General features: G+C 75.7%; 23 protein-coding genes and 1 riboswitch. Of the genes, 17 read left to right on the forward strand and 6 right to left on the reverse strand.

Annotated elements, in window-relative coordinates; genetic code table 11:
* The first annotated feature begins 96 nt into the window (after positions 1-96).
* The 4 genes from cobF (at position 97) to XF36_RS07825 (ending at position 4,458) form a co-directional block, all read left to right on the forward strand.
* A complete protein-coding gene (gene cobF / locus XF36_RS07810) occupies positions 97-903 on the forward strand; it encodes a precorrin-6A synthase (deacetylating) (protein WP_202968490.1) in 807 nt (268 codons plus the stop codon).
* Between the two features lie 30 nt (positions 904-933).
* The gene (locus tag XF36_RS07815; protein WP_060711465.1) at positions 934-1,425 is read left to right on the forward strand and encodes an SRPBCC family protein; all 492 of its coding nucleotides are present in this window, start codon (positions 934-936) and stop codon (positions 1,423-1,425) included.
* Between the two features lie 404 nt (positions 1,426-1,829).
* Positions 1,830-3,434 carry a hypothetical protein gene (locus tag XF36_RS07820; protein ID WP_060711466.1) on the forward strand — a complete coding sequence of 535 codons (1,605 nt, stop codon included), beginning with the start codon at positions 1,830-1,832 and terminating at the stop codon, positions 3,432-3,434.
* A gap of 40 nt (positions 3,435-3,474) precedes the next feature.
* The gene (locus XF36_RS07825) at positions 3,475-4,458 is read left to right on the forward strand and encodes an SDR family NAD(P)-dependent oxidoreductase (protein ID WP_202968491.1); all 984 of its coding nucleotides are present in this window, start codon (positions 3,475-3,477) and stop codon (positions 4,456-4,458) included.
* Here XF36_RS07825 and XF36_RS07830 read toward each other — a convergent pair.
* Entirely contained in the window at positions 4,448-5,032 is a 585-nt protein-coding gene (locus XF36_RS07830; protein ID WP_060711468.1) for a TetR/AcrR family transcriptional regulator, read from the reverse strand. The two genes, XF36_RS07825 and XF36_RS07830, sit on opposite strands and share 11 nt — an antisense overlap.
* Positions 5,033-5,216: 184 nt before the next feature.
* Between XF36_RS07830 and XF36_RS07835 the strand changes: the two genes are divergently transcribed.
* Positions 5,217-5,756, forward strand: a complete 540-nt coding sequence (locus XF36_RS07835) for a DUF5709 domain-containing protein (protein ID WP_060711469.1) — start codon at positions 5,217-5,219, stop codon at positions 5,754-5,756.
* Between the two features lie 82 nt (positions 5,757-5,838).
* Here XF36_RS07835 and XF36_RS07840 read toward each other — a convergent pair whose 3' ends face one another.
* Both XF36_RS07840 and XF36_RS07845 read right to left on the reverse strand, forming a co-directional pair.
* Positions 5,839-6,264 carry an SsgA family sporulation/cell division regulator gene (locus XF36_RS07840; RefSeq protein ID WP_020625337.1) on the reverse strand — a complete coding sequence of 142 codons (426 nt, stop codon included), beginning with the start codon at positions 6,262-6,264 and terminating at the stop codon, positions 5,839-5,841.
* Between the two features lie 285 nt (positions 6,265-6,549).
* A complete protein-coding gene (locus XF36_RS07845) occupies positions 6,550-7,194 on the reverse strand; it encodes a hypothetical protein (protein WP_060711470.1) in 645 nt (214 codons plus the stop codon).
* Between the two features lie 242 nt (positions 7,195-7,436).
* Here XF36_RS07845 and XF36_RS07850 point away from each other — a divergent pair, with 242 nt between their 5' ends.
* Positions 7,437-9,134, forward strand: coding sequence for an AMP-binding protein (locus tag XF36_RS07850; RefSeq protein ID WP_060711471.1), 1,698 nt, complete (start codon positions 7,437-7,439; stop codon positions 9,132-9,134).
* Positions 9,135-9,151: 17 nt separating this feature from the next.
* Here the strand turns inward: XF36_RS07850 and XF36_RS07855 are convergent, their stop codons facing one another.
* On the reverse strand, positions 9,152-9,784 hold the full coding sequence (locus XF36_RS07855; protein WP_020624955.1) for a flavin reductase family protein: 633 nt from the start codon (positions 9,782-9,784) through the stop codon (positions 9,152-9,154).
* A gap of 47 nt (positions 9,785-9,831) precedes the next feature.
* Positions 9,832-10,818 carry an aldo/keto reductase gene (locus XF36_RS07860; protein WP_060711472.1) on the reverse strand — a complete coding sequence of 329 codons (987 nt, stop codon included), beginning with the start codon at positions 10,816-10,818 and terminating at the stop codon, positions 9,832-9,834.
* A gap of 102 nt (positions 10,819-10,920) precedes the next feature.
* On the opposite strand from XF36_RS07860, the gene XF36_RS07865 reads away from it, so the two are divergent.
* Both XF36_RS07865 and XF36_RS07870 read left to right on the forward strand, forming a co-directional pair.
* Positions 10,921-11,787, forward strand: a complete 867-nt coding sequence (locus XF36_RS07865; protein WP_060711473.1) for a helix-turn-helix transcriptional regulator — start codon at positions 10,921-10,923, stop codon at positions 11,785-11,787.
* Between the two features lie 10 nt (positions 11,788-11,797).
* Entirely contained in the window at positions 11,798-12,805 is a 1,008-nt protein-coding gene (locus XF36_RS07870; RefSeq protein WP_060711474.1) for a cobalamin biosynthesis protein, read from the forward strand.
* Between the two features lie 218 nt (positions 12,806-13,023).
* Here the strand turns inward: XF36_RS07870 and XF36_RS07875 are convergent, their stop codons facing one another.
* Positions 13,024-13,914 carry an SURF1 family protein gene (locus XF36_RS07875; protein WP_060711475.1) on the reverse strand — a complete coding sequence of 297 codons (891 nt, stop codon included), beginning with the start codon at positions 13,912-13,914 and terminating at the stop codon, positions 13,024-13,026.
* 58 nt (positions 13,915-13,972) lie between these two features.
* On the opposite strand from XF36_RS07875, the gene XF36_RS07880 reads away from it, so the two are divergent.
* The 9 genes from XF36_RS07880 to XF36_RS07920 all read left to right on the forward strand — a co-directional run bounded on the left by XF36_RS07880 (position 13,973) and on the right by XF36_RS07920 (position 23,562).
* A complete protein-coding gene (locus XF36_RS07880) occupies positions 13,973-15,502 on the forward strand; it encodes a cobyric acid synthase (RefSeq protein ID WP_060714512.1) in 1,530 nt (509 codons plus the stop codon).
* Entirely contained in the window at positions 15,499-17,751 is a 2,253-nt protein-coding gene (locus XF36_RS07885) for a VWA domain-containing protein (RefSeq protein WP_060711476.1), read from the forward strand. The genes XF36_RS07880 and XF36_RS07885 overlap by 4 nt, the downstream gene beginning before the upstream one ends.
* A 29-nt stretch (positions 17,752-17,780) precedes the next feature.
* The gene (cobO, locus tag XF36_RS07890; protein ID WP_060711477.1) at positions 17,781-18,395 is read left to right on the forward strand and encodes a cob(I)yrinic acid a,c-diamide adenosyltransferase; all 615 of its coding nucleotides are present in this window, start codon (positions 17,781-17,783) and stop codon (positions 18,393-18,395) included.
* Positions 18,389-19,777 (forward strand): cobyrinate a,c-diamide synthase, encoded by a 1,389-nt coding sequence (locus tag XF36_RS07895; RefSeq protein ID WP_060711478.1) that lies wholly within the window; start codon positions 18,389-18,391, stop codon positions 19,775-19,777. Before cobO ends, XF36_RS07895 begins: the two co-directional genes overlap by 7 nt.
* A gap of 53 nt (positions 19,778-19,830) precedes the next feature.
* Positions 19,831-20,331 carry a cobalamin biosynthesis protein gene (locus XF36_RS07900; protein WP_064485390.1) on the forward strand — a complete coding sequence of 167 codons (501 nt, stop codon included), beginning with the start codon at positions 19,831-19,833 and terminating at the stop codon, positions 20,329-20,331.
* Complete coding sequence (gene cobA / locus XF36_RS07905) at positions 20,328-21,548, forward strand: uroporphyrinogen-III C-methyltransferase (protein ID WP_060711479.1); 1,221 nt, start codon at positions 20,328-20,330, stop codon at positions 21,546-21,548. The genes XF36_RS07900 and cobA overlap by 4 nt, the downstream gene beginning before the upstream one ends.
* Positions 21,549-21,602: 54 nt before the next feature.
* Positions 21,603-22,127, forward strand: coding sequence for a MarR family winged helix-turn-helix transcriptional regulator (locus XF36_RS07910; RefSeq protein ID WP_238589174.1), 525 nt, complete (start codon positions 21,603-21,605; stop codon positions 22,125-22,127).
* The gene (locus XF36_RS35140) at positions 22,124-22,552 is read left to right on the forward strand and encodes a chloride channel protein (protein ID WP_060711480.1); all 429 of its coding nucleotides are present in this window, start codon (positions 22,124-22,126) and stop codon (positions 22,550-22,552) included. Before XF36_RS07910 ends, XF36_RS35140 begins: the two co-directional genes overlap by 4 nt.
* On the forward strand, positions 22,531-23,562 hold the full coding sequence (locus tag XF36_RS07920; RefSeq protein ID WP_060711481.1) for a chloride channel protein: 1,032 nt from the start codon (positions 22,531-22,533) through the stop codon (positions 23,560-23,562). Before XF36_RS35140 ends, XF36_RS07920 begins: the two co-directional genes overlap by 22 nt.
* Positions 23,560-23,747: riboswitch (cobalamin riboswitch) on the forward strand. It overlaps the preceding gene by 3 nt.
* Positions 23,748-23,755: the final 8 nt, after the last annotated feature.

Here is a 23,755-nt window from a genome sequence, read left to right on the forward strand (position 1 = left end):
GGTCGCGCGCTGCGCGCATCGGGCGACACCGGACCGGAGGTGCCTGCCGATCGGGGGAGTGCCCGGGCGTGTCCGGGGTCCATTACGGTCATGCCGGTGCGCACGGTTCTCGTGATCGGGATCGGGGCGGGTGACCCCGACCACCTCACCCTCCAGGCGGTCCGCGCCCTGCAACGGGCCGACGTCGTCTTCGTCATCGACAAGGGGCTCGACGGCGGGGGGTCGCAGGACGACCTGCTGGCGCTGCGCACCGAGATCCTGCGCCGGCACCGCCCGGACGGCGGGTACCGGCTGGTCACCGCGCCCGAGGTGGGCCGGGACCGCGGCACCGAGGTCGAGCGCGACGACGAGCGCTACCGCGAGGTCGTCGTCGACTGGCAGGACCGGCGGGCCCGCCTCTACCGCGAGATGCTCGACGCCGAGTTGGCCGACGGCGAGACCGGCGCGTTCCTGGTGTGGGGCGACCCCTCCCTCTACGACGGGACGCTGCGCCTGCTCGACCGGGTCCTGGACGGCGCGGGGGAGCAGTGGGCGGTCGAGTCGGTCGCCGGGATCTCCAGCGTCGCCGCGCTCGCCGCCGCCCACCGGCTGATCCTCAACCGGGTCGGCCGCCCCGTCCTGATCACCACCGGGCGCCGGATCGCCGAGGGGATGCCCGACGACGTCGACGACGTCGTCGTGATACTCGACGGCCGTACCGCCTTCGCCACGCTGCCGGCCGAGCGGCGTCGTGAGCTGCACATCTACTGGGGTGCCTACCTGGGGACGCCGGACGAGCTGCTCGTCGCCGGGCCGCTCGACGAGGTCGCCGACGAGATCCTGAAGGTCCGCGCCGAGGCCCGGGAGCGCAAGGGGTGGATCATGGACACCTACCTGCTGCGCCGGGGTGCCGACGAGCGCTGACCCGCCGCGGGCCGACGACGAGGAGGTCGCATGCGCTACGCCGACGGACCCACCACCGAGGCCGCCGCCCGGGTCGCCGCACCGCCACGGGCGGTGTGGGCGCTGGTCACAGACCCGCAGTTCCTGGTGGAGGTGTCCACCGAGATGCAGCGCGCGGAGTGGGTCGACGGCGACCGCCCCGGGCCCGGCGCCCGGCTGCGCGGCGAGCACCACCACGAGGCCCGCGGCGCGTGGAGCACCGTGTCCACGGTGACCGCCTGGGAACCCGGGCGGGTGTTCGAGTGGACCGTCGAGGCCGGTGCCGAGTGCGGCGAGACCGCCGTCTGGCGCTTCGAGCTCACCCCCGACGGCGACGGCACCGTGCTGCGCCAGTGGGCCCGGATGGGCCCCGGGCCGTCCGGGCTCACCGCGGCGATCGAGCGGTGGCCGGACAAGGAGGAGCGGATCGTCGAGGGCCGGCTGCGGGAGTGGCGGACCGGGATGGAACGCAACCTCGACGCCGTCCGCGAGCGCCTCGGCTAGTTCCCCGTCCGGATGGCGGCCACGCGCCGGGACGTACGAGCGGTGGCGGATCTGCGACGACCCGTCACTCCGACGTGGCCCGCTCGTTGAACGGAGGGGACCTCCCGCGATCCTGAGAACACGGAGCGTGTTCGTCGTAGATCGTTGAGCCGTTCGGTCCAGCCGACCCGTCACTCGGCGTCCGGGGTCGACCCGTGATCGCCCGGGTCGCCGATGCCCTCTCAGGAAAGCAACCTCGACGGGTGACCGTTTCGTAACGTCCCGAACCGGACGAGCCGGGTGACCCGGCACGATCCGGCCGCTCCCCAGGGGTGCCCCCGCACCCCGGCCACGCCGGTGCCCGCGCCGTCCTCCACCGCTCCCCAGCACCCTCGCCCGCGGCGAGGCGGAAAGGACCGCTCGAGATGGGCAAGCACACCCGGACCGGCCACCGTTCGACCGGCGTCGCCGCGGCGGTGGCCGCCGGCCGGTCCCTCCGCGGGCGGCGCAGGCATGCCGCTCCCTCCGCGGGCACCGCGCGCCGGGTCGCCGCCCCCGCCGCGCTCGCGGCGCTGCTGCTGACCTCCGGGGGGACGGCCGGGACGGCGTTCGCCGGGACGGGCTCCGACGACGACTCGTCGGGCGCCGCGGCGGACTGTCCCGACGGCACCACCCCGGTCGGCGGGTCGTGCTCGGACTCCCCGGGCTCGTCGGGGTCCTCCTCCGGGGGCCTGGGCGACCTGGTGACCGGCGCGGACGTCGTCGGCTCGGTGCTGGGGTCGGGCGGCTCGGGATCGGGCTCCTCGGGCTCCCCGGGTTCCTCGGCCGACGACGGCCCGGGCCGCGACACGTCGGACAAGGGCTCCCGGAAGTCGGACACGGGCTCGGGGAAGTCGGGTGAGGCCTCCGGGAAGTCGGAGAAGGGTTCCGGGACGTCGGACCAGGACTCCGAGGAGTCGGAACGGACCTCCGCCGGCTCGTCCGGCACGAAGGACTCCGCCGCCCCGTCGACCGGTCCGCTCGACGCGGTCCCCGGTCTCGGCGACCTCACGGGCGGCCTCGGCAAGGGCGTCGACCTGAACACCCCCACGAAGCCCCTGACGTCGCTGCCCGACCCGGCGCAGACCCTGTCCGACGCCAGCGCCTCGGTGCCCGGCGCCGGGCAGGCCGGCTCGCTGGTCGACACCGCGGTGGGCACCGCGGGCACCGTCGTCGGCACCGACACCGGCAACAGCCCGCTGGCCGGCCCGACCGACACCCTCACCGGCCTCGGCGACGTCGTGCCGGAGCTGCCGTCGGTCCCCGGCGTCACCGACGGCAGCACCGACGAGCTCCCGGACGTCCCCGGCCTCACCGCGGGCGGACCGCTGGAGGGCTTCAACGAGATCGCGGGCCTGCCCGACACCACCCCGCTGACCGGCAGGGACGGCCCGCTGCCGGACCTGTCCGGCGTCGCGCGCACGGCGGGCCTGCCCGACTACTCGGGTCTCGGCGGCCTGCCGGACGTGGCCGGGGTCGTCGGCGGCCCGAGCACCGGGCCCACGCAGGTCGACCTGGCGTCGAAGAACACCGACGGCGTGGCCGGGACCGCCACCGTGGATGAGGACACCGTCTCCGGCACCGCGACCGGCATGGACCCGGACGCCCGCTACGTGTCGTTCTTCTACGGCGCGACCTCCAGCGCCACCAACAACAACCCCTGCATCCTCGACGGCACCAACCCGCTGCCCGGCGGCCAGACCGTCGGCGAGTGGGAGGTCGACGAGAACGGCAACGGCACCCTGGAGGCGCCCAACCCGTCGGGGAACATGTACAAGCTCACCGGCGGCACCATGTCGATCCGCAAGGTCGAGCACGGCTTCGACAAGGCCACCGCCCCGCCGGTGAACCCGCTGTCGTACTCGCTGTCCAGCTGCGGCGCGATGGAGCGGATCTCCACCGCGGACCCGGTCACCGACGCCGTCCCGAAGCTCCCGACGGCGAACGTCCCCGGCACCCCCTACGTCTCCGGTCCGGGTCTGCAGGGCTGATCGACGCGCGGGCGGCGCGGCGCTGTGGTCGGATCGGTCCGTGCTCGGCAGCGCTCTGGATACCGTCCTCGACCGCACTCTGGTCCCCGGCTACTCACGGATCGGGTACCTGCTGCGGCGCCCGGGGTGGAGCGGTGACCGCGCCGACCCGCCGCGCGGCGCCCTGACCGGGCGCACCGCGCTCGTCACCGGCGCGGGCGGCGGGCTGGGGGAGGCGATCGCGACCGGGCTCGTCCGGCTCGGTGCGACGGTGCACCTGCTCGTCCGCTCCCGGGACAAGGGCGTCGCCGCGCAGGACCGGATCCTGGCCGCGGTCCCCGGCCTGCCCCGCGACCGGCTCCCGGTGCAGGTCTGCGACCTCGGCGAGCTCGCCGACGTGCGCGCGTTCGCGACCCGGTTCGCCACCGAGGTCGATGCGCTGGACGTCCTGGTGCACAACGCCGGGCTGCTCCCGCCCGAGCGCAGCGAGACCTCCGAGGGCAACGAGCTGACCCTGGCCGTGCACGTCCTCGGACCGCTGCTGCTGACCCGGCTGCTCACCGACACCCTCGCGGCCGGCGCCGAGCGGTCCGGCAGTGACTCCCGGGTGATCATCATGTCCTCGGGCGGCATGTACGCCCAGCCCCTGCGCGACGACGACCTGCAGTTCCGCACCGGCGACTACGGCGGCACCGCGGCCTACGCCCGCACCAAGCGGATGCAGGTCGTCCTGACCGGGCTGCTCGCCGACGAGCTGGCCCCCCGTCAGGTCACCGTGCACGCACTGCACCCCGGCTGGGCCCGCACCCCGGGCGTCACCGGGTCGCTGCCGCTGTTCGACCGGGTCGTCGGCCCCGTGCTGCGCACCCCGGCCCAGGGTGCGGACACCGCGGTGTGGCTCGCGGCCGCGCCGTCCTCGGCGGTCGGGACCGGCCGGTTCTGGCACGACCGCGCCCCGCGGCCCGAGCACTACCTGTCGCGGACCCGGGAGACTCCCGCCCAGCGCGAGCGGTTCCGCGCCGAGGTGGACCGGCTCACCGGCTGACCCCGGGTGCCTCCAGCAGGGTGCGCGCGGCGCGCGTGACGTGGGCCAGCACCGTGTCCGGGTCGGCCCGCCCGACCGCGCCCTCGGGCAGCAGCGGCTGGACCAGGCTCAGCCCGAGCAGCCAGGTCAGGACCAGCTCCGCGCGCAGCTCGGCGTCGGCCCGGTCGGCGGCGCCGGTGGCCTGCGCCGCGAACGCCTCGGTGAACGCCCCGGCCAGCTCCACCCGCACGGCCGCGGCCGCCTCCGACGTCCCGGCCGAGCGCACGACGGGCCCGAACAGGTCGCGCTCGGGCCCGTCGCCGCCGTCGAGGATCGACCGCAGCAGGCGGGGCAGGAGCTCCTCGGGCGGGCCGTCGTGCAGCCCGGCGAGGGCGCGCTCGGCGGCGACCCGGGCGAACAGGGCGTCCTTGCTGCCGAAGTAACGGAAGAGCAGCGCCTGGTTCACCCCGGCCCGGTCGGCGATCGCGCGGACCGAGGTGCGGTCGTAGCCGTGCTCGGTGAACAGGTCCGCGGCCGCGGCGAGCAGGGCCCTGCGGGTGCTGTCACCGGAACGGGCGGACGGGGCGGCGGTCACGGGGGAGTGCTCCTTCGTACGACGGGTGCGGCGCGGGAACCGGCCACGGCGGGTCCGGTGTCGGCGACCGTAGCGTCCGGGCGCCGGCGCATGGCGGGAGGCGACGCCGGGTACGCACGGTCGATACCGAACATCCGAGACCGAACACCACCCGACACGGCCACAGCGAGGAGACCCGCAGGCGATGGCATCCGCTTCAGGCGACGAGAACGAGTTCCAGCCGGAGGCGCCGGACATGGCGTCGGCGATGCAGCTGGACACCGACGAGGCGCTGACCGGTCCGTCGGACACCGACCCGCTGGACTCCGGCTACGTCCCGCCGGACCGCCCCTACGGCGTCGAGGACAACGCGGTGACCGCGGCGGGCCAGGAGGCGGGCGAGTCGCACGACGCGCGCCTGGCCCGGGAGCTGCCCGACGAGCTGCCCGAGGGCGACCCGAGCCGCTCCGGGCGGCTGACCGCCGCCACCGACTCCGCCGCGGGCGACCCGGCCGTCGACGGCGCCGGGACCGACGTGGGCATCGACGGCGGCGCGGCCAGCGCCGAGGAGGCCGCCGTGCACGACGTCGACGAGGGCGTCGTGCCGGTGGTCGACGAGTCCCCGGTCGGGGACCCGGAGGTCAGCGACCAGCTCGCCCGCGACGCCGACCACGCCGACGAGGCGGCGGCCGACGCCGAGTGGGACGCCTCGACCGACCCCGAGTGGGCCGAGCAGAACGGCTGAGCGCCGGGACACCCGGCAGACACGAGGGCCCCGGCACCGCGTCGTGCGGTCCGGGGCCCTCGTCGTCGGTGGGAGCCGGTGCTCAGGGGGTGGTGGGGCCCGCCGCGCTGCCGGTCAGCCGGGCGATGGCACCGTCGATGTCGAGGTGGTCGTGCTCCTCGCCGAGGTCGACGATCTCCAGCGTCGAGTCGACGAACTGGGCCAGCAGATCGCGGTCGACCTCCAGCACGGCGGAGCCGCCGTCGGAGCGGATCTCCAGCTCGACGACGTCGTAGCCGTCGATGCGGCGCGGCGCCATCCGGATGTCACCGATGCCGGTGGGGGTGGTCAGGCCCTCGATCACGAGATCACGCGCGACGAGCCACTCGATCCAGCGGTCGGAGGACCGGCGCACCGAGAAGGAGATCGCGAACGGGTCCGCGGCGCGGTACGCCCATCGGCTCACGATCGGCGACGCCTGCCCGTGCAACACGGTGAAGACGTCCTGCTGGACCGACTCGCTGGCCATCGTGCTCCGCCTCTCCTGGACCCCCCGACCGTCGCGGTACCGCGACGGCCTCATACGGAACATCGTCGAACCGGGCCCTGGCGCTGCACTCGACGCCCGGTTTCACCCGTTCGTGCCAACTGTCATTCACCTCACGGTACCCACGGCGCGCACAGGGCGTAACGCGAGGTCGGCTTCCGGCGAGGCGCACCGTCCGGCACGAGGCTCCGGTGACGTCGGGTGCCGGCGCGGGCCGGGCCGTGAGCGGCCCCGGCAGTCGGCCCCGGTCGGCCCCGTACGGTCCGGTCAGCCGCGGTCGACGTGGTCGACCACCCAGATCCCGCCGGTACCGGAGCGGACCGGCTGGGTGAGCCGGATCGTCGCGCGCTGCGGCGTGCGCCCGTCGGTGGCGGCGTAGACACCGTTGCCGAGGCGGGTGACGGTCGGGTTCCGATAGCCGAGCTCGCTGCCGACGAAGGAGAGAGTCACCTCCTCCGGATCGAGCAGCCACGGGTCGCCGCCGGCGTCGGACTGCTGCTGCATCCGCCGCGCGGTCGCCGCGTCGCCCGCGGGCCACATCGGCGACGCCGCCGCGGCCGCCCCCGGGGCGCCGGTGCGGCCCGATCCGCCGCCGTCGGCACCGCCGCGCCCGGGCGCGGGGGCCGGGGCGGGAGCGGCCGTCGTGCGCGACGGCTCGGCGGTGCGGCTCGGCGTGGTGGGCGTGGGGGTCGGGGTGGCGGTCGGCGACGTCGTCGTCGGGGCCGGCGACGGGGTGCGCCACGCCGCGGGCAGCTCGCCGTTGCCGCAGCCGGCCAGCAGCAGCACGAGGAGCATCAGCGCGAGCCCCACGAGTACGACGCGGAGCAGCGTCCGCGGTCCGTACCTGCCCACCCGCAGGCGGGACACCGACACGTCGGGGGTCGTCACCTTCGGCAGGTTCGGCACGGTCACGCGGGCACCTTACGATCACCGGCCAGTCCGGGCGGGTCGACCTCGCCGCCACCATCGCGTGACCGAGGTCCTACGGCCCGAGTTCCTGCGGCGGCCCTGTTCGGCGGGCCCATGTGGCGGGGCCGTCGCGATCTGCCGAGCCTGCGGCGGAGTGACTAGGGTCGCGGTGCGGCCGCACGGGCGGCCCCGCACGACGGGCCCGGGGCACGGGCCCCCCGCACGAGCCCACCGAGGTGCACCCCATGGCGACCGCCAGCCCGGCGACGGAGACGTTCCTCGCCGCCCGCGACTTCCTGCTGACCCACCGCGAGGACTACGACACGGCCTACCGCGACTTCCGCTGGCCGGAGCTCGACGAGTTCAACTTCGCGCTCGACCACTTCGACGTCGTCGCCGCCGACCCCGAGCGGGGTGCCCGGAAGGCCCTGTGGATCGTCGAACAGGACGGCTCGCAGGCGCACTGGACGTGGGCGGAGCTGTCCGAGCGGTCCAACAGGGTCGCGAACTGGTTGCGTGAGCAAGGCGTCGTCCGCGGCGACCGGGTCGTCCTGATGCTCGGCAACCAGCTGGAGCTGTGGGAGACGCTGCTGGCGGCGATGAAGCTGGGCGCCGTCGTCATCCCCGCGACCACCCTGCTCACCCCGGCCGACCTGCAGGACCGGGTGGACCGCGGGCGGGCGGCGCACGTCGTCGTCGGGGCGGACGACGCCGGCAAGTTCGACGACGTCGACGGCGACTACACCCGCATCGCCGTGCGCGGTGCCGTCGCGGGCTGGCGCGACTACTCCGGCGAGGCCTACTCGGCCGCCGCCGAGTTCACCCCGGACGGTGTCACGAAGGCCTCCGACACGCTGCTGCTGTACTTCACCTCCGGCACCACGGCCAAGCCGAAGCTGGTGGAGCACACCCACACGTCCTACCCGGTGGGGCATCTGTCGACGATGTACTGGATCGGGCTCGAGCCCGGCGACGTGCACCTGAACATCTCCTCGCCCGGCTGGGCCAAGCACGCCTGGTCCAACGTGTTCGCGCCGTGGATCGCCGAGGCCACGGTGCTCGTCATGAACTACGCCCGGTTCGACGCCGAGTCCGTCCTGTCGGTCCTGGACTCCTGCGGTGTGACGAGCTTCTGCGCGCCGCCGACGGTGTGGCGGATGCTGATCCAGGCCGACCTGTCCGGGCTGACGACGCCGCCGTCCAAGGTCGTCGGGGCGGGGGAGCCGCTCAACCCCGAGGTCATCGAGCAGGTCGAGAAGGCGTGGGGCCTACGCATCCGCGACGGGTTCGGGCAGACCGAGTCCTCGGTCCAGATCGGCAACCCGCCCGGGCAGCCGGTCAAGCCGGGCTCGATGGGCAGGCCGATCCCCGGGTTCGTCGTCGCGCTGGTCGACCCCGCCACCGGCAAGGCGGCCGACGAGGGCGAGATCTGCCTGGACCTCGCCCACCGTCCGACCGGGCTGATGGTCGGCTACGCCGACGACCCGGAGCGCAACGCCGAGGCCATGGCCGGCGGGTACTACCACACCGGCGACGTCGGCTCCCGTGACGAGTCGGGCTACATCACCTACGTCGGCCGCGCCGACGACGTGTTCAAGGCCAGCGACTACCGGATCAGCCCGTTCGAGCTGGAGAGCGTGCTGATCGAGCACCCGGCCGTCGCCGAAGCGGCGGTCGTGCCGTCCCCGGACCCGGTCCGCCTCGCCGTGCCGAAGGCATACGTGGTGCTCGCGAACGGGCACGAGCCGACCGAGGAGACGGCGAAGGCGATCCTGCGGTTCGCCTACGACAACCTCGCGCCCTACAAGCGGATCCGCAGGCTCGAGTTCTTCGAGCTGCCGAAGACGATCTCCGGCAAGATCCGCCGGGTCGAGCTGCGCGGCCGGGAGGGCGAGATCCACGCCGACCCGGCCGCGACGCCGCCCACCGAGTACACCCTGTAGTCCCGGCGGGGGCCGGGTCACGCGTCGCCGAAGTGACCCGGCCACTGCTGGTAGGGGATGCGGGTGATCTCCAGGACCTCGCCGACGCGCGACCACTCGTTGCGGCCCAGGCGGGCCAGCGGGGCGAGCCGGTGGATGTCGGGCAGGGAGTTGCCGCGTTCGTCGGTGACGAACACGCTCTCCTCGATCGCGGCGTGCACGACCCGGCCGATGACGACGGTCGAGTTGCCCAGCTCGATGCTGGCGTGCAGCACGCACTCCAGCGCGACCGGTGACTCGGCGACCCGCGGCGGCGCCACGACCGACGACGCCTCGGCGGTCAGCCCGACCGAGGAGAACTCGCTGATCTCGGCGGGGAAGTCGGTGCCGGTCGCGTTGATCTTCTCGAACATCGGTTCGTTCGCCAGGCAGACGACGAACTCGCGGGTCTCCGAGACGTTGCGCAGCGAGTCCTTCTTCCCGACCGACGTGAACTGGATCATGGGCGGGTCCACGCAGGACACCGTGAAGAACGAGTGCGGGGCGAGGTTGTCGACGCCGTCGGCCGAGCGGGTGGAGACCCAGGCGATCGGCCGGGGGACGACGACGCTGGTCAGGAGCTTGTAGAACGGGCCGCTGCCCAGCTCCTCGGGGACGATGTCCGTGCGCATGCCCCTGATCCTCTCCGGCCCGGCGCCGGACCGCCTGCCGCGAGGGGTCAGTTCCCCACGCCGAGGGCACCCATGAACGCCGACGGGTAGCGGTCCCCGCGCGCGGAGCCCGCGGGCAGCGCGTCGGTGATCGCGGCGAGTTCCGCCGGGCACAGGGCGAGGTCGGCGGCGGGCAACGCCTCGGCGAGCCGCTCCCGGGTGCGGGCACCGACGAGCGGGACCACGTCGTCGCCCTGCGCGGCGACCCAGGCGATCACGAGCTGGGCCACGGTGACCCCGCGCTCGGCCGCCAGCGCGCGCAGCGTCTCGACCAGGCCCAGGTTGTGCGTCAGGTTCTCCCCGCTGAAGCGCGGGCTGCGGGTGCGGGCGTCCCCGGGCCTGCCGGGCTCGTAGTGGCCGGAGAGGAGCCCGCGGGCCAGCACGCCGTAGGCGGTGAGGCCGATGCCCAGCTCGCGCAGCGTCGGCAGTACCTCGGCCTCGACGGCGCGGGAGATCAGCGAGTACTCGATCTGCAGGTCGGCGACCGGGTGCACGGCGTGCGCCCGGCGGACGGTGGCGGCGTCGACCTCGGACAGCCCGAGGTGGCGGACGTACCCGGCGTCGATCATCTCGCTGATCGCGCCGACGGTGTCCTCGATCGGGACCTGCGAGTCGAGCCGGGCCGGACGGTAGACGTCGACGTGGTCGACGCCGAGGCGGGTCAGGGAGTACGCGAGGAAGTTCTTCACCGCGACCGGGCGGCAGTCCTGGGTCAGCGGTGGCAGGCCCGGGCCACCCAGCCCGCCGAACTTCACCGACAGGACGTAGCCGTCGCGGTCGCGCCCGCGCAGCGCCTCGGCGAGCAGCAGCTCGTTGTGGCCCATGCCGTAGAAGTCGCCGGTGTCGATCAGCGTGACGCCGGCGTCGAGCGCGGCGTGAACGGTCGCGACGGCTTCCGCGCGGTCGGCGTGTCCGTAGGAACCGGACATGCTCATGGCGCCCAGGCCGAGAGCGGAGACGGTGGGGCCGGTGGTGCCGAGGGTGCGTGTCTGCATGGGAGCCAGCGTGCGCCGCGTCGGCCCGTAGCGGGAGCGGAGCGTCGATCGTGGGAGCGGCGCTCCCTGGCCGGGCGGCCTGCCCACGGGGACCATCGCAGGGTGCAACGTGAACAGCTCGCGGACTTCCTGCGTCGCCGGCGGGACTCGGTCCGCCCGGCCGAGGTCGGCATCGCGGCGGGGCCGCGCCGGCGGGCCACCGGCCTGCGCCGGGAGGAGGTGGCGATGCTGGCGGGGATGTCGGTCGACTACGTCGTGCGCCTCGAACAGGGGCGCAGCAGCCGGCCGTCGACGCAGCTGCTCGCCGCGCTGGCCCGGGCCCTGTGCCTGACCGACGACGAGCGCGACCACCTCTTCCGACTGGCCGGGCACCGGCCCGCTCCCGGGGAGGGGGTGGCCCGGCTCGCCCGCGCCGGGCTGCTGCGCCTGCTCGACCTGCTGCCGGCCACCCCGGCGATGGTGATCTCCGACCTGGGGGAGGTCCTGGCCCAGAACGCGATGTCACGGGTGCTCGCCGGGGAACAGACCGGGTTCACCGGCGACGACCGCTACCTCGCCCACCGCTGGTTCACCCGGTCCGACCAGCGCGACGGTCACCCGCCGCAGGAGCAGGTGCGCCACTCCCGCCAGCTCGTCGCGGAGCTGCGGGCGGTGGCCGGGCGGCGTGCGGGGGACCCGGTGGTCGACCGGCTCCTCGCACGGCTGGCCGCGGCCAGCGCCGAGTTCCGCGAGCTGTGGGCCGAGCACGAGGTCGCCGTCCGCCGCGTCGACCGCAAGACGCTGCGGCACCCGCGGGTCGGCGCGCTGGTGATGGACTGCGAGACCCTCGTGACGCCCGACCTCGGCCAGCAGCTGGTCGTGCTCACCCCGGCCGACGACGACACCCGCGAGCGGCTCGAGCTGCTGCGCGTGCTCGGCGTGCAGGAGTTCCCGACCGGGCCTGCGCCGGACGGACGCCCGGTGGCCTAGTTTCCCCGGCATGGGAACACGGGGCCGCGCGACGGGGCTCGCCACCGGGATCGTCGCCGACGCACTGCTCGGCGACCCGCGGCGGGGGCACCCGGTTGCCGGGTTCGGTGCCGTCGCCGCCCGGCTGGAGCGCCGGCTGTACCGCGACGCCGTCGCGCCCGGTGCCGCCTACACCGCGCTGCTGGTCGGTGGCACGGTCGCGGCCGGGGCGCTGGCCGAGGCGGTCGCCCGCCGGGCCGGGGGTCGGCGGGAGACGGTCCTGCGGGCCGGGCTGACCGCCGTCGCCACGTGGGCGGTGCTCGGCGGGACCTCGCTGGTGGGGGAGGGCGCCGCGCTGGCCGCGTCGCTCGACGCCGGCGACCTGGACGCCGCACGCGCCCGGATCCCGCACCTGTGCGCGCGTGACCCGGACCTGCTCGACGCCGACGGCATGGCCCGTGCCGGAGCCGAGTCGCTGGCCGAGAACACCTCCGACGCCGTCGTCGGGCCGCTGGTGTGGGGTGCGGTCGCCGGGATCCCGGGGCTGCTCGGCTACCGCGCGGTGAACACCCTCGACGCGATGGTCGGCTACCGCTCCGCCCGGCACGCCCGCTTCGGGTGGGCCTCGGCCCGCCTCGACGACCTGGTCAACCTGGCGCCGGCCCGGGTCACCGCGGTGGTCACCGTGGCCGTCGCGCCGCTGGTGGGGGGCTCGCCGGCGACCGCGCTGCGGACCTGGCGCCGCGACGCCGCCGGGCACCCCAGCCCGAACGCCGGTCCGGTCGAGGCGAGCGCCGCCGGTGCGCTCGGGCTGCGTCTGGGCGGGCCGACGGTCTACGCCCACGGCACCGAGGACCGCCCGTCGCTCGGCGACGGGCACCCGCCCCGGGGCGCCGACCTGCACCGCGTCGCACGGCTGTCCCGGCTGGTGGCCGGGACGGCCGGGCTGTTCGCCGTCGCGACGGCGGCGGTCCTCGCACGGCGGGACGTGCCCACCCGGTCGGTGAGGGTGCATCGGGGGCGGTCGCCGAGCGGGTGAGCGGGTCCGGACGGAGGGATCGCGGGCGGTCGGTGTGTTCGGGGGCGAATTCACTTACCCGGTAAGCGAATTCGGAGAGTGAGGCCCGCGAGGTGGCGCTGGTCAGGTGCGCGGGCGGCGCGGGAGACGGGTCGGACGGGTGGGTCCGCCGACCGGGCGATCGAGCGGGACCGGCCGGGTGCGGACCTGCCCGCCCGGCGCACCTGGCTGGGGCGGAGTCAGCCGGCGCCCGGACCGGAGCCGGCGGCGTCGCGGGCGGTGTCACGGGGGCTGTCGTCGGCACCATCGTTGGCACGGCCGTCGGGGGCGGGCTCGTCGCCGAAGCCGTCGCGGCCGGAGAGCTGGTCCCGCAGGCTGCCGGCCGTCTCGCGCTTCCCGTTGCGCTGCAACAGTTCCAGTCGGATGAACAGGCCCAGCGCGATCAGGGCGACGGCGCCGAAGGTCAGCCACTGCAGGGCGTAGGAGAAGTTGCTGAACGGCGCTCCGCCCCCGACCGGCGCGATCGGGATCGGGTCCAGCACACCCGGCTGACCGGCCTCCAGTACGACGACGCCCTCGACCGGCGTCAGGCCGGTGGCGGCGGCGACCGACCGGGAGTCGGACACGTAGACCTGGCGGGTGCCGTTCTCGACCAGCGGGGGGCGGCCCTGCGGGTCGGTCTCGTCCAGGCGCAGCCTGCCCTCGACGGTCACCGGCCCGGCGGGCGCCGCGGCGTACTCGGGCACGGCGCCCCGGTCCGCGGCCGGGACCGACCCCCGGTTCACCACGACGGTCCGACCGTCGGTGAGCCGCAGCGGCGTCAGCACCTCGAACGCGGGCGCGCCGTCGACGACCCGCAGGCGGACGAGGGTCTCCGCGGCGCGGTCGAAGGAGCCGGTCAGGGTGCCCCGGCGCCACTGGTCCTCGGCGCCGATCCCGGTACCCGGCGGCACGAGCGTGTCGAACCCGACGGCGGGGGTCGCGTCGGCGGTGGCGATGGCCCGGCTCTGCGCGGAGCGCTCGGACTCCCGGTCGAACTGCCACGGCGCGAGCAGCGTGTAGCAGGCGACGGCGAAGGCCAGCACCGCGACGACGAACGCGATCCACCCGGGACGCAGCAGGAAACGCACGCCGCCCAGGGTAGCCGCGCCCGCCGACGGTCCCGCCGGGGCGATACTTCGCGCCGTGGTGGTTCAGGGAGCGGTCCTCGTCGCGGGGACGACGTCGGATGCGGGCAAGAGCGCCGTCGTCGCCGGCATCTGCCGGTGGCTGCACCGGCGCGGGGTCTCGGTGGCGCCGTTCAAGGCACAGAACATGAGCAACAACTCGGTCGTCACCCCGGACGGCGGGGAGATCGGGCGGGCGCAGGCGATGCAGGCCTTCGCCTGCGGCATCGCCCCCTCGGTCGACCTGAACCCGGTGCTGCTCAAGCCCGGCGGGGACCGGACCTCGCAGGTCGTGGTGCGCGGCCGCGCCGACGGCCAGGTGTCGGCGCTGTCCTACCGGCACCGCACCGCGGCGCTGTCCGACGTCGTCGCCGACTCCCTGGCCCGGCTGCGCGCCCGCCACGACGTCGTGGTCTGCGAGGGGGCGGGCTCGCCCGCGGAGATCAACCTGCGGGCCACCGACCTCGCCAACATGGGCTTCGCCCGGCGCAACGACCTGCCGGTGCTCGTCGTCGGCGACATCGACCGCGGCGGGGTGCTCGCGCACCTGTTCGGCACCCTCGCCGTGCTCGAGTCGGCCGACCAGGCGCTGATCGCCGGCTTCGTGATCAACAAGTTCCGCGGGGACCCCCGTCTGCTCGAACCCGGCCTCGACCGGCTGCGCGAGCTCACCGGGCGGCCGACGCTGGGCGTGCTGCCCTTCGCCGAGGGGCTCTGGCTCGACGCCGAGGACTCGCTCTCCGCCGTCGCCGACGGGGTGCTCGGGCGTCCGGCCCCGCCACTCGGCACCCAGTGGCTGCGGGTCGGGGTCGTCCGGTTCCCGCGGATCTCCAACGCCACCGACGCCGAGGCGCTGGCCTGCGAACCGGGCGTCGCCGTGCGGTACGTGACCGAGCCGTCGCGGCTCGCCGACAGCGACGTCGTCGTCCTGCCCGGGACGAAGACGACCGTCTCGGACCTGGCCTGGCTGCGGTCCTCCGGGATGGCCGACGCGGTGCGCGCGCACGCCGCGTCCGGGCGTCCGGTACTGGGGATCTGCGGGGGCTACCAGATGCTCGGGCACACCGTCGCCGACCCGGAGGGGGCCGAGGCTGCCCCCGGCACCTCCGTCGCCGGGCTGGGGTTGCTGGACCTGGAGATCGCCTTCGACCCGGTCAAGCACCTCGGCACCCCCACCGCGACGGCGTGGGGCGAGACCGTCACCGGCTACGAGATCCACCACGGCCGCGTCGTGCGCTCCGGCGACCCCGGCCTGATCGGAGTGGAGGGCAGCGACCGCGGCAACGTCCTGGGCACGCACTGGCACGGCCTCGCCGAGAACGACGGCTTCCGGCGGCTGCTGCTCACCCGCCTCGCCGACGAGGCAGGGCGAACCGGGTTCCGGGTGGCACAGGACACGTCGTTCGCGGCCGAGCGCACCCGGCAGGTGGATCTGCTGGCCGACCTGGTCGAACACCACCTGGACACGTCGTCACTTGAACATGTGATCGGACACGGTGCGCCGTCGGACCTCCCTGTGCTGACCTCCGGTCTGGCAGCCTCACCGGCGTGAGCACGAGCACCGCCCCCGCCGCCGGACCTCCCCGTTTCCCGTTCTCCGCCGTCGTCGGTCACGACGACCTGCGGCTGGCGCTGCTGCTCAACGCCGTGCACCCGGGCGTCGGCGGTGTCCTGGTGCGCGGGGAGAAGGGCACCGCGAAGTCCACGGCGGTGCGCGCGCTGGCGGCGCTGCTGCCCTCGCACGAGGTCGTCGAGGCCTGCCGGTTCGGCTGCGACCCCGCCGCGCCGGACCCGTCCTGCCCGGACGGCCCGCACCCGGCTGGCGCACCGGGCGGCCGCCGCCCGGCCCGGCTGGTCGAGCTGCCCGTCGGTGCGACCGAGGACCGCCTGGTCGGCTCGCTCGACCTGGAGAAGGCGCTGTCCGAGGGGCGCCGCGCTTACCAGCCCGGTCTGCTCGCCGACGCCCACCGCGGGGTGCTCTACGTCGACGAGGTCAACCTGCTGCACGACCACCTCGTCGACCTGCTGCTCGACGCCGCCGCGATGGGCCGCGCGCACGTCGAGCGCGACGGCGTCTCCGTCTCGCACGCGGCCCGGTTCCTGCTGGTCGGGACGATGAACCCGGAGGAGGGCGAGCTGCGCCCGCAGCTGCTCGACCGGTTCGGGCTGACCGTGGAGGTCCGGGCCAGCCGCGACGTCGACACCCGCGTCGAGGTGACCCGGCGGCGGATGGCGTTCGAGGACGACCCGGTCGGGTTCGTCGCCCGGTTCGCCCCGGACGAGACCGCGACCGCGGCCCGGCTCCGCGCCGCGCAGGCCCGTGTCTCCGCCGTCGCGGTGAGCGACCGCGAGCTGCGGCGGATCGCGTTCGTGTGCGCCCGGTTCGACGTCGACGGCATGCGCGCCGACCTGGTCATCACCCGCGCCGCGGCCGCGCACGCCGCCTGGGAGGGCCGCGACGCGATGACCGCCGACGACGTGCGTGTCGCCGCCCGGCTCGCGCTGCCGCACCGCCGTCGCCGCGACCCGTTCGACGAGCCCGGCCTGGACCCGGCCGAGCTGGACCGCGCCCTCGCCGACGCCGAGGAGCACCTGGGTCCCGAGGACGGCCCGGGCCCCGACGACGACCCCGACCACGATCCGGACCCCGGTCCGGGCCCCGGCGACCCGGCCGAGCCGCAGGACGGGCCGGACGGCTCCGGGGCGGGCGAGGAGCCCGACGGGACCGGGGGGACGACCCCCGAGGCGGACGACCCGCACGGCCCCGCGACCGGGTCCGGCGGGCGCGCCGAGGCACCCGGCACGGACAGCGCTGACGGCGCCGACGGCGCGACCGACCCGACCGAGGCGACGGAGACGACCGAGGGGACCGCGGCGACGGACCCGGGGGACCGGGAATCCGGGGCCGCGCAGGCACCGGCCGGGGGCGACGGCGGGGAGGGCCGCGCCGTCGTCGTCGGGGACGCTGCCCGGCTGCACCGGGCCACGGTCAGGAAGTTCACCGTGCCCGGGCTGGGCGCGGGCGCCCCGGGGCGCCGCTCCCGGGCCCGCACCGACACCGGGCGCGTCGTCCGCCCGTCCGGGGCGGGGACCACCCGCGCCGCGGACCTGCACCTGCCCGCGACCGTGCTCGCCGCGGCCCCGCACCAGGCCGGTCGCGGGCGCCGCGGGCCGGGCCTGCTGGTCCGCCGCGACGACCTGCGCCGCGCCGAGCGGGAGGGCCGCGAGGGCAACCTGGTGCTGTTCGTGGTCGACGCGTCCGGCTCGATGGCCGCGCGCAGGCGGATGACCGCGGTGTCCGGCGCCGTGCTGGGCCTGCTCCGCGACGCCTACCAGCGCCGGGACAAGGTCGGGCTGGTCACCTTCCGGGCCCGGGCGGCGGAGCTGGCGCTGCCCCCGACGTCGTCGGTGCCGACCGCCCAGCAGCGCCTGTCCCGGCTGCGCACCGGCGGGCGGACCCCGCTGGCCGGCGGACTGCTCAAGGCCCGCGCCGTGCTCGACGCCGAGCGGCGCCGGGACCCGCGCCGTCGCCCGCTGGTCGTCCTGCTCACCGACGGGCGGGCCACCGTCGCCGCCCGCGACGGCGGGGACCCCGTCGCGGACTCCCGCCGCGCCGCCGCGCTGCTGGCCGCGGACGGGGTGCACACCGTCGTCGTCGACTGCGAGGCCGGGCACGTGCGCCTGGGGCTCGCCGCGCCGCTCGCCGCCGCCGCGGGCGGCGAGCTGGTGACCCTTGACGAGCTGACCGCCGACAGCGTGGGCGACCTGGTCCGGGCGACCCGGTCCGCGCGCGCCGCCTGACACACCACGCCCGAGAAGGAGGGACCGCCGTGCCGCAGGGACAGGTGTCCGTCACGCCCGCCGACGGGCTCACCACCCGACAGCGCCGCAACCGGCCGCTGCTGGTGGTGCACACCGGGGTGATGAAGGGGAAGTCGACCGCCGCGTTCGGGATGGCGCTGCGCGGCTGGAACCAGGGCTGGTCGATCGGGGTGTTCCAGTTTGTCAAGTCCGCGAAGTGGAAGGTCGGGGAGGAGGAGGCGTTCCGCGCGCTGGGGGCCGTCCACGAGCAGACCGGGCAGGGCGGGCCCGTGGAGTGGCACAAGATGGGGTCGGGCTGGTCCTGGTCGCGCAAGGCGGGCACCGAGACCGACCACGCCGCCGACGCCGTCGAGGGCTGGGCCGAGATCCGCCGCCGCATCGAGCGCGAGGAGCACCAGGTCTACGTCCTCGACGAGTTCACCTACCCGCTGAAGTGGGGCTGGATCGACGTCGACGAGGTCGTCGGGGTGCTGACCGCCCGGACCGGCCGGCAGCACGTGATCATCACTGGAAGGGACGCCCCGCCCGCCCTGATCGAGGCCGCCGACCTGGTCATGGAGACCACGAAGATCAAGCACCCGATGGACGCCGGGCAGAAGGGCCAGCGGGGGATCGAGTGGTGACCACCGTGACCACGGCCCGCGCGCTGGTCGTCGCGGCGCCGTCGTCGGGCAGCGGGAAGACGACGGTGGCGACCGGGCTGATGGCCGCGCTGTCGCGGCGCGGCACCCGGGTCGCGCCGTTCAAGATCGGGCCGGACTACATCGACCCCGGCTACCACACGCTCGCCGCGGGCCGTCCGGGCCGCAACCTCGACGTCGTCCTGCAGGGCGCCGACCGGCTCGCCCCGCTGGCCCGGCACGGGAGCCGGGACGCCGACGTCGCCGTCGTCGAGGGGGTGATGGGGCTGTTCGACGGCCGCATCGCCGACGGCGCCGGGTCCACCGCGCAGGTCGCCGCCGCGCTGGGGGCACCGGTGGTGCTGGTCGTCGACGTCCGGGGGCAGTCCCGGTCGCTGGCCGCGTTGCTGCACGGGTTCCGCAGCTTCGACGAGTCCGTGCAGGTGGCGGGGGTGATCCTCAACCGGGTCGGGTCGCAGCGCCACGCCGACGTCTGCCGGGCCGCGGCCGAGGAGGTCGGGCTGCCGGTGCTCGGCGCCGTCCCGCGACGGGCCGAGCTGGCGGTGCCCTCGCGGCACCTGGGCCTGGTCACCGCCGCCGAGCACGGCACCGCCGCGACCGCCGCGGTGGACGCGATGGCCGAGCTCGTCGCCACACACGTGGATCTCGACGCCGTCCTCGCACTCGCCCGCCCGCTGCCCGCCGGCCCGGTCTGGGACCCGGCCGCCGAGGTCGGCACGAGCGGCACGGCGGGGCAGCGGCCGCTCGTCGCGCTCGCCGGGGGGCCCGCGTTCGGGTTCGGCTACGCCGAGCACGCCGAGCTCCTCACCGCGGCCGGCGCCGACGTGGCGACCTTCGACCCGCTGCGCGACCCCGCGCTCCCGGCGGGCACCGCCGCGCTCGTGCTGCCCGGCGGCTTCCCCGAGGAGCACGTCGGCGCGCTCGGCGACAACGCACCGCTGCGGGCGCAGGTCGCGGCGCTGGCCGCGTCCGGGGCGCCGGTGCACGCCGAGTGCGGCGGGCTGCTCTACCTGTGCCGCGACCTAGACGGGACGCCGATGTGCGGGGTCCTCGACGCGTCGGCGGGGATGACCCCACGGCTCACCCTCGGCTACCGCGACGCGGTCGCGGTGTCGGCGTCGCCGCTGTTCGCGGCGGGCGAGCGGGCCGGGGCACACGAGTTCCACCGGTGCGCGGTCACCCCGCGGGCCGGTGCGGCCCCGGCCTGGGCGTGGCGGGGCGGGGAGCCGGAGGGCTACGTCGAGGACCGGGTGCACGCCTCGTTCCTGCACACCCACCCGGCCGGCGTGCCCGGCGCCGTCGCCCGGTTCGTCGCGGCGGCACGCCACACCCGGGCCGGGGCCGCCCCGGCCGCGTTCGCATGATCATCGGTCGTGGAGCCGACCGTCCGCGTGCCGAGCTCTCCGCTCCACGACCGGTGATCACGGTCGGGGTGGGGCTGCGCCCCGGAACCCCCGAGGCCGCGGTGCGTGCGCTGCTGGACCGGGTCGCCGCCGAGCACGGGCTGGAGCTCGGCGACGCCGTCGTCGCCACCCTGGACCGGCGGGTCGCCGAACCCGGTCTGCTGGCGGCCGTCGCACCGCGGGAACCGCACGGATTCGCCGCGGCCGCACTGGCCGTGGTCGGGGTGGCGAGGCCGGATGCCCGGGTCGCCGCGGCCGTCGGGGCCCCATCGGTCGCAGAGGCCGCCGCGCTCCTCGCCGCGGGCGACGGAGCCCAGCTGATCGTGGGCAAGACCGCTGGTCAGGGCGTCACGGTCGCCGTGGCCGCCCGGGCGGCGGATGTGGGATTGCCCTCCGGGGGCTCCTGCGACACATGCGGTCCCGGCTATCGTCCGACGTCGCCGTCGAGCGGGGGCCCGGCGCAGGGACCCGCTGCCACCACCGGGCGTCGGAGTCCGGGAGAGGAACGTCGTTGAACGCGCACCACGAGCAGTACCTGGTCGGGCTGGACCTGGCCGGCCGCCGGGCCGTCGTCGTCGGCGGGGGACAGGTCGCCCAGCGACGTGTCGCCCGCCTGATCGCGGCGGGAGCCGTCGTCGAGGTCGTCTCGCCCGAGGTCACCCCGGCAGTCGAGGGCATGGCCTCGGCCGGGGAGATCACCTGGACGGCCCGCCGCTGGACCGACGGCGACCTCGCCGGGGCCTGGTACGCGATCGCCGCCACCGACGAGCCGGAGACCAACGCCGCCGTCGTCGCCGAGGCCGAGCGGGACCGGGTGTTCTGCGTCCGCGCCGACGACGGCGACCGGGGCACCGCAGTCACCCCCGCCACCGGCGGCTACGACGGGCTCACCGTCGGCGTGCTGGCCCGGGGCGCGCACCGGCGGTCCGCGGCCGTGCGCACCGCGCTGGTCGAGGCACTGGCCGCCGGCGTCGTCGACGAGTCGGCCGAGCCCCCACAGGCCGGTGTCGCGCTGGTCGGTGGCGGCCCCGGCGACCCGGAGCTGATCACCGTGCGCGGCCGGCGGCTGCTGTCGCGCGCCGAGGTCGTCGTCGCCGACCGGCTCGGCCCGCGCGACATCCTCGACGAGCTGTCCCCCGAGGTCGAGGTCATCGACGCCTCGAAGATCCCCTACGGCCGCGCCATGGCCCAGGAGCGGATCAACGAGCTGCTCGTCTCGCACGCCCGCGCCGGGAAGTTCGTGGTGCGCCTCAAGGGCGGCGACCCGTTCGTCTACGGCCGCGGGTTCGAGGAGGTCCAGGCGTGCGCCGCGGCAGGGGTCCCGGTGACCGTCGTCCCGGGCATCACCAGCGCCTTCGCCGCACCGGCCGTCGCCGGGACGCCGGTGAGCCACCGCGGGGTGGCACACGAGATCGTCGTCGTCTCCGGGCACGTCGCACCGGGTGACCCGCGCAGCCTGACCGACTGGACCGCGCTGGGCCGGATGACCGGCACGATCGTGCTGATGATGGCCGTGGAGCGGCTCGGGAAGTTCGCTGAGGCGCTCATCACCAACGGCCGCCCGGCCGACACCCCGGTGCTGATCGTGCAGGACGGCACCACGCGGATCGAGCGGTCGGTCCGCGCGACGCTGGAGACCGCCGAGCGCGTCGCCGCCGAGCAGGAGATCAGCCCGCCCGCGATCGTCGTGATCGGGCCGGTCGCCGGTCTGCAGGCGCCCGTCGCCCGCTGACCCGCGCCGACCTGATTGCACACTGCAACCTTGCAGTGTGCAATCATTGGCGACGTGACCGACGAGATCGGTGCTGCCGATCAGATCGACGATGTCGTCGACGCGGTGATGACCGCGAGCCGGGCGATGCTCTCCGTGGTGGCCGGGTCCCTGGCCGCCGTGGGGGAGCAGGCCGGCCCGACGGCGGGCGAGGTGACCCTGCCGCAGTACCGCGCGCTGGTCGTGCTGGCCCAGCACGGCACCCGGCGCCCGGCCGACCTGGCCACGGCGCTGACCGTGTCGGCGTCGACGGCGACCCGGATGTGCGACCGGCTGGTGAGCCGCGGCCTCGTCGTGCGCACCCGCACCGGCGACGACCGTCGCGAGGTCGCCCTCGCACTCAGCCCCGCCGGGCGGACGCTCGTCGACGAGGTCACCCGGCTGCGCCGCGCCGAGATGCACCGGCTGCTCGCGATGCTGCCCGCCGCCGAGCGCACCGCGGTCCGCGACGCACTGCGCCGCTTCGCCGACGCCGCGGGCGAGGTCGGCGAGACCGACTGGGCCGTCGCGCCGGTGCCCGCCGAGGGCGGTGCGCGGTGACCGCGGTCCGCGCGCTGCACAGCGCGCTCGTCGGCACCCGGCCGGGGCTCGTCGGTCGGGCGACCGTCATCGGGATCGGCGCCGGCATCGGGTCGGTGCTGTTCCACGAGCTGATCCTCGGCGTGACCTGGCTGGTCACCGGGCGGGAGGACTTCTCCGACGCCGGCCGGGTCGCCTCGCCGCACCTGCCCGGGCTGGGCGTGTGGTTCCTGCTGATCGCCCCGGTGCTCGGCGGCCTGGTGTACGGCCCACTGGTCCAGCGGTTCGCCCCGGAGGCGCGCGGGCACGGGGTGCCCGAGGTGATGTTCGCCGTCGCGCGCAGGGGCGGGCGGATCCCGGCCACCGTCGCCGCGGTGAAGGCGCTCGCGTCGGGTATCTGCATCGGCACGCCCCGATCTCCGGGGTGGTGTTCGGCCTGGAGCTGATCCTGCGGTCGTTCGGCGCAGTGGCGTTCGGCGTGCTGGTGATCAGCTCGGTGGTCGCGAACGTCGTCGCCGAGGTGATCGCCGGCGGCCGCGCGATCCTGACCCTGCCGCACTTCGACCTGGGCAGCCCCGCCCAGCTGCCGCTCTACGCGCTGCTCGGGCTGCTCGCCGGGCTGCTGGGCTGGGCCTTCGCCCGGATCCTCTACGTCGTCGAGGACGCCTGTGACGCCGTCTGGCGCGGCCCGGAGTGGCTGCGCCCGGCCGTCGGCGGGCTGCTGCTCGGCGCGCTGCTGCTGGCACTGCCCCAGATGTACGGCGTCGGCTACCCCGTACTGGAGGCCGCGATCGGTGGCCGGTACGTCGTCGGGTTCCTGCTCCTGCTTGTCGTCGGGAGGATCCTCGCGTCCAGCCTCACCATCGGCGTCGGTGGGTCCGGCGGTGTGTTCGCGCCGTCGCTGTTCGTCGGTGGCACCGCCGGGACCGCCTTCGGCTACGCCGCCGCGGCCCTGTTCCCGGCGCTGGACCTGCACCCCGGCGCGTTCGGTCTGGTCGGCATGGCGGCGGTGTTCGCGGGGGCAGCGCACGCCCCGATCACCGCGGTGCTCATCGTGTTCGAGCTGACCGGCGACTACGCCCTCATCCTGCCGCTGATGGCCGCCGTCGTCCTGGCCACCGGCCTGTCGAACCTGGTGTCGCGGGACAACACCTACACGCTCAAGCTGCTGCGACGCGGGATCGACCTCGCCGCCGACACCCCGACCGACGAGGCGCTTCGCCGGGTCGTCGTCGCCCACGTGATGCGTCCCGCCGACGGCACCCCGTCCGGCCCGGAGCTGCCCGCGCTGGACCCGGTCGCCCCGGTGCACGACGTCCTCGGGGTGCTCGCCGCGCACCGGGGAGCCGCGCTGCCCGTGCGGGAGCCGGACGGGCCGCTGCTCGGGACGCTCGCCGAACACGACCTGCTCGACCATCTGCGGGGGGGGGCGGGGCGGGGGACGGTTGACCACTGACCCGGTCGCGTGATGGGCTCCCCGACGACGACGGAACAGGAAGCCGGTGCGAATCCGGCGCGGTCCCGCCACTGTCACCGGGGAGTGCCCTCCCCACACCGGTGCCACCGCCCGCGAGGGTGGGAAGGCCGGGGAGGGCGTGGGGATCCGGGAGCCAGGACACTGCCCGTCGTCGCGGATTCCCACTGGTGAG

Source organism: Pseudonocardia sp. HH130629-09 (assembly GCF_001294645.1).
In the GTDB taxonomy this organism is placed as follows: Bacteria; Actinomycetota; Actinomycetes; order Mycobacteriales; family Pseudonocardiaceae; genus Pseudonocardia.

Coding starts and splice junctions, on each gene's coding strand:
- XF36_RS07860 (WP_060711472.1), bottom strand. CDS start 10,818: ATGCAGACACGCACCCTCGGCACCACCGGCCCCACCGTCTCCGCTCTC.
- XF36_RS07855 (WP_020624955.1), bottom strand. CDS start 9,784: ATGCGCACGGACATCGTCCCCGAGGAGCTGGGCAGCGGCCCGTTCTAC.
- XF36_RS07840 (WP_020625337.1), bottom strand. CDS start 6,264: ATGGCCAGCGAGTCGGTCCAGCAGGACGTCTTCACCGTGTTGCACGGG.
- XF36_RS07850 (WP_060711471.1), top strand. CDS start 7,437: ATGGCGACCGCCAGCCCGGCGACGGAGACGTTCCTCGCCGCCCGCGAC.
- XF36_RS07835 (WP_060711469.1), top strand. CDS start 5,217: ATGGCATCCGCTTCAGGCGACGAGAACGAGTTCCAGCCGGAGGCGCCG.
- XF36_RS07815 (WP_060711465.1), top strand. CDS start 934: ATGCGCTACGCCGACGGACCCACCACCGAGGCCGCCGCCCGGGTCGCC.
- XF36_RS07820 (WP_060711466.1), top strand. CDS start 1,830: ATGGGCAAGCACACCCGGACCGGCCACCGTTCGACCGGCGTCGCCGCG.
- XF36_RS07870 (WP_060711474.1), top strand. CDS start 11,798: ATGGGAACACGGGGCCGCGCGACGGGGCTCGCCACCGGGATCGTCGCC.